Here is an 11,795-nt window from a genome sequence, read left to right as displayed (position 1 = left end):
GGGCCACCGCGTCGGCGGCGGCCCTTCGGCGTGGCTTAGTCGACCACGTAGTCGCTGACCGGCACGCAGCTGCAGAACAGGTTGCGGTCGCCGTACACGTTGTCGGCACGGCCGACCGGCGGCCAGTACTTCTGCGTGCGCAGCGATGCCACCGGATAAGCGGCTTCCTCGCGCGTGTACTTGTGGGTCCACTCGTCGGCGGTCACCACCGCGGCGGTGTGCGGCGCGTGCTTGAGCGGGTTGTCCTCGCGGTCGAAAGTACCGTCGGCGACGCGGCCGATTTCCTGGCGGATCGCGATCATCGCATCGATAAAGCGGTCCAGCTCGTGCAGCGCCTCGCTCTCGGTCGGCTCGATCATCAGCGTGCCCGGCACCGGGAAGCTCATGGTCGGGGCGTGGAAGCCGTAGTCCATCAGGCGCTTGGCCACGTCTTCGTTGCTGATGCCGGTTTCCTTCTGCAGGGGGCGCACGTCCAGGATGCACTCGTGCGCGACCAGGTCGTGCTGGCCGGTGTACAGCACCGGGTAGTACGGCGCCAGGCGCTTGGCCACGTAGTTGGCCGCCAGGATCGCGTTCTCGGTGGCAGCGGTCAGGCCGGCCGAACCCATCATCGCGACATACATCCACGAGATCGGCAGGATGCTGGCCGAGCCGAATGGTGCCGCCGACACGCCGCCGATGCCGCGGTCGTCACGGCGATAACCGACGCTGTCCTGGTTGGGCAGGAAGTCCGCCAGGTGCGCGCCGACCGCAACGGGGCCCACGCCGGGGCCGCCGCCGCCGTGCGGGATGCAGAAGGTCTTGTGCAGGTTCAGGTGCGACACGTCGCCACCGAACTGGCCCGGGGCGGCGGTGCCGACCATCGCGTTCATGTTGGCGCCGTCGACATAGACCTGGCCGCCGTGCTGGTGCACGATCTCGCAGATCTGCTGCACGCCCTGCTCGAACACGCCGTGCGTGGACGGGTAGGTGATCATGATCGCAGCCAGGTTCTTGCTGTGCTGCCCGGCCTTTTTCGCCAGGTCTTCCAGGTCGACGTTGCCGTTCTCGTCGCAGGCCACCACGACGACCTTCATGCCGGCCATCTGCGCCGACGCCGGGTTGGTGCCGTGTGCCGACGATGGGATCAGGCAGATGTCGCGATGGCTTTCGCCACGGCTGGCGTGATACGCATGGATGATCAGCAGGCCCGCGTACTCGCCCTGCGAGCCGGCGTTGGGCTGCAGGCTGACCGCGGCGTAGCCGGTGGCAGCGCACAGCATGGCTTCGAGCTGGTCGATCATCTCGCGGTAGCCCACGGTCTGGTCCAGCGGCGCGAACGGGTGGATCTGGCTGAACTCGGGCCACGTCACCGGGATCATCTCGCTGGTGGCGTTCAGCTTCATCGTGCACGAGCCCAGCGGGATCATGGTGCGGTCCAGCGCCAGGTCCTTGTCGGCCAGCATGCGCAGGTAGCGCAGCATCTCGTGCTCGGCGTGGTGGGTGTTGAACACCGGGTGCGCCAGGTATTCACTGGTGCGCGCCAGCTCGGCCGGGAAAGCGTCATTGGTGGCGGCTTCGAGCTTGTCGAAGTCGAGGCCCGCCGGCAGCGGCTTGCCTTGCGTGAAGATCTCCCACAGCGCTACCACGTCGGCGCGGGTGGCGGTCTCGTCCAGCGAGATGCCGACGCGTGTGGCGCCGGCATGGCGCAGGTTGATGCCGCGTGCGGTGGCGGCGGCGTGGATGGCTTCGGTGTTGAAGCCGGTTTCCAGCGTCAGCGTGTCGAAGAAGGTGGCGTTGGTGCGGGCGAAGCCGAGCTGCTCCAGGCCGGCGGCCAGCGTGGCGGCCAGGCGATGCACGCGCTGCGCGATGCGCTTCAGGCCTTGCGGGCCGTGGTACACGGCATACATCGACGCCATCACCGCCAGCAGCACCTGTGCGGTACAGATGTTGGAGGTGGCCTTTTCGCGGCGGATATGCTGCTCGCGCGTCTGCAGCGCCAGGCGATACGCCTTGTTGCCTTGCGCATCGACGGTCACGCCTACCAGGCGGCCCGGCATCGAGCGCTTGAACGCATCCTTCACCGCCATGTAGCCGGCATGCGGGCCGCCAAAGCCCAGCGGCACGCCGAAGCGCTGCGAGTTGCCCACGGCGACATCGGCACCCCATTCGCCCGGCGCCGCGATCAGCGTCAGCGCCAGCAGGTCGGCGGCAGCCACCACCAGGCCGCCGGCGGCGTGCACGGCGTCGGCGATGGCGCGATAGTCAGCAATGTCGCCATTCACGCCCGGGTACTGCAGCAGCACGCCGAAGGCGCCCGCGGCAGCGGCGTCGGCGGCGGGGCCGACCTTCACTTCAATGCCCAGCGGCAGCGCGCGCGTGCGTACCACTTCCAGCGTCTGCGGCAGTACGTCGTCGGCGACAAAGAAGGTGTTGGAGTCGTGCTTGTTCACGCGCTGCAGCAGCGTCATCGCTTCCGCGGCGGCGGTGCCTTCGTCCAGCATCGACGCGTTGGCGATATCCAGGCCCGTCAGGTCGGTGACCATCTGCTGGAAGTTCAGCATGGCTTCCAGGCGGCCCTGCGAGATTTCCGGCTGGTAGGGCGTGTAGGCGGTATACCAGGCGGGGTTCTCGAAGATATTGCGCAGCACGACCGCGGGCGTGACGGTGTTGTAGTAGCCCTGCCCGATAAAGCTCTTCAGCACGCGGTTCTTGCGCGCCAGGCCGCGCAGCCTGGCCAGCGCGGCTTCTTCGTTCAGCGGCTCGGTGAACTCGCCCATCGGCATGCCGTCGCGGCGGCGGATGGCGGCGGGGATCACGGCGTCGATCAGCGCGGCGCGGCTGTCGTAGCCGAGCACCTTCAGCATGTGCTGCTGTTCGGCGGTATCGGGGCCGATATGGCGGGCGGCGAAGGCGTCGCGCGCCTCCAGTTCGGCCAGCGTGGGCCGGTTACCTTGGGCGGCGTTCATGGGAAGCGGGGCGTTCATTGGCAAGAACCTCGTGGGGAGCGCTGCGGCAGGTGGTCAGCCGTGCCGCGGCGCTGCAAATGCTGTGTGTCGATCAGGCGCCGACGCTGGCCTTGTACGCGTCGGCCGACATCAGGCCGTTGACGTCGTCGCTGTTGGCCGGCTTGAGCTTGAACAGCCAGGCGTCGAAGGCGTTGGCGTTGACGCTTTCCGGCGCAGCCGTGGCGGCCTCGTTCACGGCGATCACTTCGCCGGCCACCGGGGCATAGATGTCGGAAGCGGCCTTCACCGATTCGACCACTGCCAGCGCGTCGCCGGCACCGACCGACTTGCCCACTTCGGGCAGTTCCAGGAAGACGATGTCGCCCAATGCGTCCTGTGCGTGGTCGGTGATGCCGATGGTGAGCGTGCCGTCGGCTTCGACGCGCACCCACTCATGCGATTCGGTGTATTTGAGGTCGGCGGGGAAATTCATGAAGGTTCTCCGGATTCAGATCTGTTTCTTGTTGGGTGATGCCTGCCCGGCAACGCTGCCGGCAGGCGAGGGCGACCGTTGGGTGAGCGGGTGTTTCCCTTAGCTCACGAGTGCCTTGCCATTACGCACAAACGGCAGTTTAACCACAGTCGCGTTGAGTTTGCGGTCGCGGATCTCCACCTGCACCGTGTCGCCGACATTCACGCCTTGCGGCAGGCGTGCGAACGCGATCGATTGCGACAGTGAGGGGCTGAAGGTGCCGCTAGTGATTTCGCCGTCACCGGCGGGGGTGATGACCTTCTGGTGGGCGCGCAGCACGCCGCCTTTATCACGCAGGATGAGGCCAAGGAACTGCTGGCGAGAACCGGCGGCGGCCAGCGCCCCCTTGCCGGTGAAGTCGCGTTCGCTCTGCAGGTCCACAGTCCAGGCCAGGCCGGCGTCCAGCGGCGAGGTGCTGATGTCCATGTCCTGGCCGTACAGGTTCATGCCGGCTTCCAGGCGTAGCGTGTCGCGCGCGCCCAGGCCGGCCGGGCGCACGCCCGCGGCATTCAGCTTTTCCCACAGGCCGGCGACGCTTGCGGCCGGCACCACCAGCTCGAAACCGTCTTCGCCGGTGTAGCCGGTGCGCGCGACCATGACCTCGCCCAGGGCGGGATCCTGGACCACGACAGCGTTGAAGGGCTTGAGCGCATCGGAAGGTTGGGTCGACGGGAACGTGCTCCACACCTTGGCGCGGGCGTCAGGGCCCTGGACTGCGACGATCGCCAGCGGCTGCACGCCCGCGGGCGCGACGTCTTCACGACGCGGGGTGATGGTCACGCCGCTGCCGGTGGCGTCATTGCGCGCGCGGATCCAGTCGATATCGCCGACCGCGGTGCCGGCGTTGACCACCAGGCGGAAACGGTCCTCGGCAAAGAAATAGACGATCAGGTCATCGATGACACCGCCTTTCTCGTCCAGCATGCACGAGTACAGCGCCTTGCCGGGCGTCTGCAGCTTGTCGACGTTGTTGGCCAGCAGGCCGCGCAGGAAGGTGCGGGTATTGGGGCCGTTGAGATCGACCACGCACATATGCGACACGTCGAACATGCCGGCGTCGGTGCGCACGGCGTTGTGCTCTTCGATCTGGGAGCCGTAGTTGACCGGCATGTCCCAGCCGCCGAAGTCGACCATGCGGGCGCCGAGGGCGCGGTGGATGGCGTTGAGGGGCGTGGCCTGGAGCGTCATGGAATCCTCGGGGGCAATGTCGGGTTGCGAAAACAAAAAAGGGTCATCCGCCGCAACGATCGCCATGCCAATAGGCAAGCAATCCGCTGCGGCGGATGACCCCTCTGTCCTCGATACCTGAGAGATTACGAGGCGGATTCGTTGAACCCCATCCTCGCGCGCCCCTTCGGTGGGCACGCTCGCCACGAATGGCGGGTGCCGCTCTCCAGAGTGCGGCATGCATCGTGTGCATGTTGCATGCCGATCCGAACGGTCCGTGGTGCCTGAGAGTTTTCGGGTGATACCCCTTCGGCGGCGCAGTTCTGCGCGCTCTCCCGGTCGGATGCGCGCAATGTACGGGAGGCCCCGGCCTTTGTCAAACCAAGCCGGACGGCCGCCCGGCGGCTGTACCCGTTCCTGCGCCCCGCCGCCAGGGGCGTGAAGCCGGGTCTGGCGAGAGGCTTACTTTTTCTTGTCGTCGGTCACGACATTACCGATCACGCCGCCCACGGCCGCGCCGCCCAGCGTACCCAGTGCGCTGCCCTCGGTCAGGACGGCGCCGCCCACGGCGCCCGCACCCGCGCCGATGGCGGTGTTGCGTTGCTTCGGGGTCATGTCCGCGCAACCGGCGAATGCCGCGACCATCGCGCCGATCAGGGTCACTTTGGTCAATGTCTGCAGGGTTTTCATTGTTGGCTCCGAGTGATGGATATTGCATGTCCGAGACACGCCTGGACATAACAGTTAGAGCCTGGTGCACGTTCATTGGCTCCGGCCTTTACGAAGTGTTACGCCAGTGACACAACGAGGGCCGACGATGCGGCAGGCGCTGACTGACCGGCCAGGCCCAGCGTGTTAGCATCGAAAGCTTTGCCGCCGGGCACGTGTGCTGCCCATGGCGCGCGCCTCGTACGCCCCATTCATTCGCCCCATTCCGCTTCATTTCCCGAGCGCCTTTCACATGAGCCACGGCCTGAATTCCGCCCAATCCGAAGCCGTCCGCTACCTGGACGGCCCCTGCCTGGTGCTGGCCGGGGCGGGCTCCGGCAAGACCCGCGTCATCACGCAGAAGATCGCGCACCTGATCGAGGACAAAGGCTTCGAGCCGCGCCATATCGCCGCCGTCACCTTCACCAACAAGGCCGCCAAGGAGATGCAGGAGCGCATCGGCAAGCTGATGGAAGGCAAGACCACGCGCGAAGGCAAGCGCATCCCGCTCAAGCAGCTGACGGTCTGTACCTTCCACTCGCTGGGCGTGCAGATCCTGCGCATGGAGGCGGAACACGTCGGCCTGAAGCCACAGTTCTCGATCATGGATTCGGACGACTGCTTCGGCCTGATCCAGGAGCAGCTCGGCACCACCGACAAGAAGCTGATTCGCGGCGTGCAGAGCACGATCTCGCTGTGGAAAAACGGCATGATCGATCCGGAGGCCGCCATCGCGCAGGCCGCCAATGCCGACGAGCACCAGGCCGCGCTGGTCTACCGCAACTACGTCGCCACGCTGCATGCCTACCAGGCGGTCGACTTCGACGACCTGATCCGCCTGCCCGCGGAACTGTTCGCGCGCAATGAAGCGGTACAGCTCAAGTGGCAGAACCGGCTGCGCTACTTCCTGGTCGACGAATACCAGGACACCAACGCCTGCCAGTACCAGTTGCTCAAGCTGCTGGCGGGCGGCTCGCACCTGCGCGCGCCGGCCTTTACCGCGGTGGGCGACGACGACCAGGCCATCTACGGCTGGCGCGGCGCCACGCTGGATAACCTGCGCGGGCTGCAGACAGATTTCCCCAACCTCAAGGTCATCAAGCTGGAGCAGAACTATCGCTCCACGGTGCGCATCCTCGAGGCGGCAAACGCGGTCATCGCCAACAATCCCAAGCTGTTCGACAAGAAGCTGTGGAGCGAGCACGGCATGGGCGACCCCATTGCCATCCACCCGATGAACGACGAGGAGCACGAGGCCGAGTCGGTGGTGTTCCGCCTGTCCGCGCACAAGTTCGAGCGCCGCGCGCAGTTCCGCGACTACGCCATCCTGTACCGCGGCAACCATCAGGCGAGGTTGTTCGAGCAGATCCTGCGCCGCGAGCGCATCCCCTATGTGCTGTCGGGCGGCCAGAGCTTCTTCGACAAGGCCGAGATCAAGGACATCTGCGCCTACCTGCGCCTGATCGCCAACCCCGACGACGATCCCGCCTTCATCCGCGCGATCACCACGCCGCGCCGCGGCGTTGGCAACACCACGCTGGAAGTGCTGGGCACGTTCGCCGGGCAGGCCAAGGTCTCGCTGTTCGAAGCGGCGATGATGGGCGGCATCGAAGGCAAGCTGCAGCCGCGCCAGCTGGAGCCGCTGCGGGTGTTCTGCGAATCGATGGTGCGGCTGGCCGACCGCGCGGCCAAGGACCCGGCCACCGAAGTGCTAGACGACATGATGGCCGGCATCCACTACGAGGCCTACCTGTACGACAGCTTCGACGAACGGCAGGCACAGTCGCGCTGGACCAATACCCTCGAGTTCCTGGAGTGGCTCAAGCGCAAGGGCACCAAGCCCGAAGCGGCCGACGGCGAGGAAGCAACGGGCTTCGACAACGCCGACGGCTTCGGCAGCGAAGGCAAGAACCTGCTCGAACTGACACAGACCGTGGCGCTGATGAGCATGCTCGAAGGTCGCGAGGAAGATCCCGATGCGGTGCGGCTGTCGACGCTGCACGCCTCCAAGGGGCTGGAATATCCGCACGTGTTCCTGGTCGGCGTGGAAGAGGGCATCCTGCCCCACTGCCGCGAAGACGACGACATGACCGACGAGAAGATCGAGGAAGAGCGGCGGCTGATGTATGTTGGCATCACGCGCGCGCAGCGCAGCCTGCAGATCACCTGGTGCAAGAAGCGCAAGCGTGCGCGCGATACCTACTCCTGCCAGCCGTCGCGCTTTATCGGCGAGATGAAGCTGGAGGAGGCGCCGGCACCCAAGGACGAAACCCCGGCGATGAGTCCCAAGGACCGGCTCGGCGCGCTCAAGGCGCTGCTCGGCGGCCCCGGCAAGACGGCCGCGGACTGAGCCGGGCGATCGTACGCGTACAGTCCCGATACAAAACCCTACCAGGCCGACAAGACCGCGCGCGCCGCGGTCCCTAGCATGACGGTTGTGCCGCCTGCACTCTGTACGGTAGTGCGGCTGTGCGGCGGCAGGGCCTGCCCGGGTCTTGCCGCTCCAGACATCACGTCTGGTTTTTCCCTGTAATTGGCCCCCGCCGCGCAAGCGTGCGGGGGCAATTTTTTTGGCGCGGCGCTCAGTGCCCCGGCGCCTGCGGTGCGCCCGGCGGCGGCGCCATCATCGGTCCCGGCGGCAGGCCGAGCCAGCGCGCGGCATCGGGCGCGCCGCGCAGGCGCTGGCGCTGGCCGGAATCGAGGCTGTCGTCGAGCGCCAGCCAGCGTTCGCGCACTGCGCGGCGGTCCTGTTCGAGCGCGTGGTGCAGGCGGTCCATGGCTTCGGCGCGCGGCCGCAGCGGGCCGTCCGGCGCGGCGTCGGCGGTCTCGCGCAGGAAGCGGGCGCGCAGCTCCAGCGCATGCGCTTCCGCCTCCACCGCTGCGCTCCGCGCGGCCTGCCATAGCCGTGCCTGCGCCGGGTTCAGGCCAAGCGGCTCGGGCGTTGCCGGGACAGGGGCGGGCGGCGGCATGGCGCCATGCCGCCCCGGGCCGGCTTGCAGGGCGCTGGCCGGCGTGGCCACCAGGGCGGCGCCGCACAGCACCAGGACGGACAGGCTGGTGCGCAGCCGGGAGGTGAGGACGGGCAGGACGGGCATGGAATTCTCCTGTAGTGGTATCGATGCCGGTCCATGCTAGGGAAGGCCGCGCCACAATGCTTGAGCACTTGGTCTGCGCCGTATTGCAATGGCGTACATGGCAGGCCTGCCGGCAACGCTGCGTATCAGGCCTGATACAAAGCCGGCATAGTGCCGCCACCCTCCGCTGGTACAGTGGGGCACCGCACGCCCCCGGCATCGGCCACGACGTCGCCCCGATCGTCTGATCGTCCGATCGTCCGATCGTCCGGTCGCCCGTCAGATGCCGTTATCTTCGCTTATGGAATTCACCCCGCCGCTTCCCATCCGCCTGCTGATCGTCGACGACGATCCCCAGATCCGCGCCATGCTGGCCGAGTACCTGTCCACCTTCGGCATGCATGCGGACGGGGTCGAGGACGGCACCGCGATGCGCCAGGCGATGGCCGCCACGGCCTATGACCTCGTCATCCTCGACCTGTCGCTGCCCGGCGAGAATGGCCTGGCGCTGTGCCGCGAACTGCGCGCGCAGACCAACGTTGCCGTGATCATGCTGACCGCGCGCGCCGAGCTGGCAGACCGCGTGGTCGGGCTGGAGGTCGGCGCCGACGACTACGTCACCAAGCCGTTCGAGATGCGCGAGCTGGTGGCGCGCATCCACACCGTGCTGCGCCGCAGCCGCGCCCATGCCGGCCCGGGCGGCCCGGGCGCCAATGGCCGCCGCGCGGCGCCGCCTTCGGGCCATGAGTTGCGCTTCGGCGACTGGCGCCTGAACACCACGCTGCGCCAGCTGGTCGACCGGGACGAGGTGGTGGTGCCGCTGTCCAATGCGGAATTCCGCCTGCTGCTGGCCTTTGTCGAGCAGCCCAACCGCGTGCTTGACCGCGAGCTGCTGATCAACCAGGCGCGCGGGCGCGGGCTCGACGTGTTCGACCGCAGCATCGACCTGCTGGTCTCGCGGCTGCGCCAGAAACTGCGCGACGACCCGCGCGACCCCGCGTTGATCCGCACCGTGCGCGGCGAAGGCTACGTCTTCACCGCCACGCTGGAAGGATGAGCCCGATGCCCGGCAACGGGCGCCTGGCGCGCTACGACTCGATGTTCCTGCGGCTGTTCGTGGTGATGGCCACGATCATGCTGGCCGTCCACCTGCTCGGCATGACGGTCATCGAAAACCTGTTTCCGCGGCCCGGCATGGAACGCGCGCTGCGTGACGGTCCGAGGGGGCCGGATGGTCCGCCGCCGCCTGAAGCCTGGCACCGGGGGCCACCGCCCGAGGGCGCGCCAGGCCGACCCGCAGGGCAGGGCGCTCCGCAGCATCGCCCGCCGCCGCGCTGGCCGTGGCCGCCGCACCTCGGCATGGTGATCCAGGTGGCGGCAATGGTGGCGGCGGCATGGGTCGGCGCACGGCTGCTGGCGCGGCCGGTGCAGCAGCTGGCCAGCGGCGCGGGGCGGCTGGCGCAGGACGTACACGCGCCGCCGCTGGACGAGACCGGCGGCCCCGCCGAAGCCCGGGCGGCCGCACAGGCGCTGAACCTCATGCAGCAGCGCATCCGCACCCAACTCGCCCAGCAATCGCGCTTCCTCGCCGCGGTCTCGCACGACCTGCGCACGCCGCTGACGCGCATGAGCCTGCGTCTCGAACGCATCGACGCGGGCGAGGTGCGCTACCGCCTGCGCCAGGATCTCGCCGAAATGAACGGCCTGATCGACGCCACCCTCTATTACCTGCGTGACCGCGACGAAGCCAGCGGCCCGCGCCAGCGCGTGGACGTGCTGGCGCTGCTGCAGGCGGTGGTGGACGACGCCGCCGATACCGGCCACGAGGTCGCGCTCAGCGGCCAGGCGCAGCCACTGCTGGCGTGGCCGTCCGAGCTGCGGCGCGCGGTCGTCAACCTGGTCGAGAATGCGCGGCGCTATGGCGGCGCGGCCAGCATCGTGCTGACCGACAGCCCGGCACGGGTGCTGATCGATATCTGCGACGACGGCCCCGGCATCCCGGAAGACCAGCTGGCACGCGTGATGGAGCCGTTCTACCGGCTCGAATCGTCGCGCAGCCGCGCCACCGGCGGGGTCGGCATGGGCCTGTCGATCGCCGCCGACATCGCCGCACGGCATGGCGGCGAGCTGATCCTGTCCAACCGCCCGGAAGGCGGCCTGCGCGCGCGCCTGTCGCTACCGCGCGCCTGACACTGCCAACGTGACGTACTGCGAGCCGCGCTGCCCGTGGCTGAAGTCGAGCGTAAAGTCCCCCACGTCGACACGGCCCTGCAGTGCGCGGCGCAGCTCCGGGGCGCCGCTGGTGCGCATGCCCGCCAGCGCCCGAGCCAGCCATGCGGCACCGATATAGCCGGCCAGCGTCGCCGGCGACGGCGGCTCGTCCAGGTATTGCTTCATGCGCGCCACGTGTTCCCTGACCACGCGCAGCGTGGCCTGCTGCGGACCAGGCGCGACCTGGGTCAGCACCATGCCGCCGGCGTAGCCGGAGCCCAGTATCTCGCGCGCAGCCGTGGCGCTGACCGACGACAGCCCGACCAGGAAGCCATACCAGCCCTGTGCCGCCAGCGCGCGGCCCAGTCCGGCATAAGCCAGCGTATCGCCCGCAACGATCACGGCGCCGGGGCGGGCAGCGGCAATGCGCCGTGCCGCGGCGTCGCCGCCGGGATCGGCTCTGGGATCGAGCGGCACCGCGCGGGTGCCGGTCTGCGCCTCCAGCCGGGCCAGCGACTGCGTGGCGAAGTCGGGCGCCACCGCCAGCGCGATCGCGCTCAGGCCATAGCTGCGCAGCTGGCGCACCGCTGCGTCGAGTTCGGCCTGGTAGTCGGCGCGAGTGAACCAGACGTTGTCCCCCGCCAGCGCCAGGCCCGACAGCGGCGCGACGATCTGCACGCCGCGCCGGGCCAGCTCGGCCGATGACGCCAGCGCCGGCAGGATGCGGTCGCCGGCGCCGAACAGCAGTTCCGCGCGTTCGCTGTCGGCCAGCGCCAAGGCCTGCGCCAGCGCGCGGCGCGGATCGGGATCGGCGTCACGCACCACGTGGACGATGCGTACCTGGCCATTGGCGGCGTTGGCCGCGTCGAACAGCACCTTGGCGCCGGCCAGGTAGTCGCGCGCCAGATCGGCCTGCGCGCCGCCGCGGTCGATCAGGTGGCCGACCACCACGGTGCGGCGCGCCGTGGACTGGGCCAGCAGCGGTGCAGCGGGCAGCGCCAGGGCGGCAGCACCGGCCGCCAGCAGGCGTCGGCGCAGCGGTAGGTACGGCATAAGGTTGGGCAGGGAATCCGGGATCGGCATGGCGCAGAAGGGAAGCGGGCGCAAGTGGCGCCGGCGCGCAGCGTATCCGCCACGTATGACCGCCGTGTGACGTGCGGCGCCCACGCTGCGCGC

Annotated in this window: 9 protein-coding genes and 2 riboswitches; of the genes, 3 read left to right on the top strand and 6 right to left on the bottom strand. The window is 68.6% G+C overall.

The window, feature by feature from the left end:
* Positions 1-35 precede the first annotated feature (35 nt).
* The 4 genes from gcvP to LPA45_RS17150 form a co-directional block, all read right to left on the bottom strand.
* Complete coding sequence (gene gcvP, locus LPA45_RS17165) at positions 36-2,966, bottom strand: aminomethyl-transferring glycine dehydrogenase (RefSeq protein ID WP_116320000.1); 2,931 nt, start codon at positions 2,964-2,966, stop codon at positions 36-38.
* Positions 2,967-3,039: 73 nt separating this feature from the next.
* The gene (gene gcvH, locus LPA45_RS17160) at positions 3,040-3,420 is read right to left on the bottom strand and encodes a glycine cleavage system protein GcvH (protein WP_116319999.1); all 381 of its coding nucleotides are present in this window, start codon (positions 3,418-3,420) and stop codon (positions 3,040-3,042) included.
* Between the two features lie 99 nt (positions 3,421-3,519).
* The gene (gcvT, locus tag LPA45_RS17155; RefSeq protein WP_116320136.1) at positions 3,520-4,647 is read right to left on the bottom strand and encodes a glycine cleavage system aminomethyltransferase GcvT; all 1,128 of its coding nucleotides are present in this window, start codon (positions 4,645-4,647) and stop codon (positions 3,520-3,522) included.
* Between the two features lie 94 nt (positions 4,648-4,741).
* A riboswitch (glycine riboswitch) is annotated at positions 4,742-4,866 on the bottom strand.
* 21 nt (positions 4,867-4,887) lie between these two features.
* A riboswitch (glycine riboswitch) is annotated at positions 4,888-4,974 on the bottom strand.
* A 114-nt stretch (positions 4,975-5,088) separates the two neighbouring features.
* Positions 5,089-5,316, bottom strand: coding sequence for a glycine zipper 2TM domain-containing protein (locus tag LPA45_RS17150; protein WP_116319998.1), 228 nt, complete (start codon positions 5,314-5,316; stop codon positions 5,089-5,091).
* 271 nt (positions 5,317-5,587) lie between these two features.
* Between LPA45_RS17150 and LPA45_RS17145 the strand changes: the two genes are divergently transcribed.
* On the top strand, positions 5,588-7,684 hold the full coding sequence (locus LPA45_RS17145) for a UvrD-helicase domain-containing protein (RefSeq protein WP_116319997.1): 2,097 nt from the start codon (positions 5,588-5,590) through the stop codon (positions 7,682-7,684).
* A 232-nt stretch (positions 7,685-7,916) separates the two neighbouring features.
* Here the strand turns inward: LPA45_RS17145 and LPA45_RS17140 are convergent, their stop codons facing one another.
* The gene (locus LPA45_RS17140; RefSeq protein WP_367394664.1) at positions 7,917-8,429 is read right to left on the bottom strand and encodes a hypothetical protein; all 513 of its coding nucleotides are present in this window, start codon (positions 8,427-8,429) and stop codon (positions 7,917-7,919) included.
* Positions 8,430-8,709: 280 nt separating this feature from the next.
* Here LPA45_RS17140 and LPA45_RS17135 point away from each other — a divergent pair, with 280 nt between their 5' ends.
* Positions 8,710-9,465, top strand: coding sequence for a response regulator (locus tag LPA45_RS17135; RefSeq protein ID WP_116319995.1), 756 nt, complete (start codon positions 8,710-8,712; stop codon positions 9,463-9,465).
* Positions 9,466-9,470: 5 nt separating this feature from the next.
* Positions 9,471-10,598: a sensor histidine kinase gene (locus LPA45_RS17130; protein WP_367394663.1), complete on the top strand. Its 1,128-nt coding sequence runs from the start codon at positions 9,471-9,473 to the stop codon at positions 10,596-10,598.
* Here the strand turns inward: LPA45_RS17130 and LPA45_RS17125 are convergent.
* The gene (locus LPA45_RS17125; protein ID WP_367394662.1) at positions 10,584-11,672 is read right to left on the bottom strand and encodes an ABC transporter substrate-binding protein; all 1,089 of its coding nucleotides are present in this window, start codon (positions 11,670-11,672) and stop codon (positions 10,584-10,586) included. The two genes, LPA45_RS17130 and LPA45_RS17125, sit on opposite strands and share 15 nt — an antisense overlap.
* Between the last annotated feature and the right edge of the window lie 123 nt (positions 11,673-11,795).

The sequence above is a fragment of the Cupriavidus sp. Agwp_2 genome (assembly GCF_040784895.1).
In the GTDB taxonomy this organism is placed as follows: Bacteria; Pseudomonadota; Gammaproteobacteria; order Burkholderiales; family Burkholderiaceae; genus Cupriavidus.
The sequence above is the reverse complement of the archived record's forward strand: the minus strand, read 5'-3'. Positions and strand labels throughout refer to the sequence as shown.

Excerpts from the sequence above, each read along its gene's own strand:
- gcvP (WP_116320000.1), bottom strand. The coding sequence starts at position 2,966 with ATGAACGCCCCGCTTCCCATGAACGCCGCCCAAGGTAACCGGCCCACG.
- gcvH (WP_116319999.1), bottom strand. The coding sequence starts at position 3,420 with ATGAATTTCCCCGCCGACCTCAAATACACCGAATCGCATGAGTGGGTG.
- gcvT (WP_116320136.1), bottom strand. The coding sequence starts at position 4,647 with ATGACGCTCCAGGCCACGCCCCTCAACGCCATCCACCGCGCCCTCGGC.
- LPA45_RS17150 (WP_116319998.1), bottom strand. The coding sequence starts at position 5,316 with ATGAAAACCCTGCAGACATTGACCAAAGTGACCCTGATCGGCGCGATG.
- LPA45_RS17145 (WP_116319997.1), top strand. The coding sequence starts at position 5,588 with ATGAGCCACGGCCTGAATTCCGCCCAATCCGAAGCCGTCCGCTACCTG.
- LPA45_RS17140 (WP_367394664.1), bottom strand. The coding sequence starts at position 8,429 with ATGCCCGTCCTGCCCGTCCTCACCTCCCGGCTGCGCACCAGCCTGTCC.
- LPA45_RS17135 (WP_116319995.1), top strand. The coding sequence starts at position 8,710 with ATGGAATTCACCCCGCCGCTTCCCATCCGCCTGCTGATCGTCGACGAC.
- LPA45_RS17130 (WP_367394663.1), top strand. The coding sequence starts at position 9,471 with ATGCCCGGCAACGGGCGCCTGGCGCGCTACGACTCGATGTTCCTGCGG.
- LPA45_RS17125 (WP_367394662.1), bottom strand. The coding sequence starts at position 11,672 with ATGCCGTACCTACCGCTGCGCCGACGCCTGCTGGCGGCCGGTGCTGCC.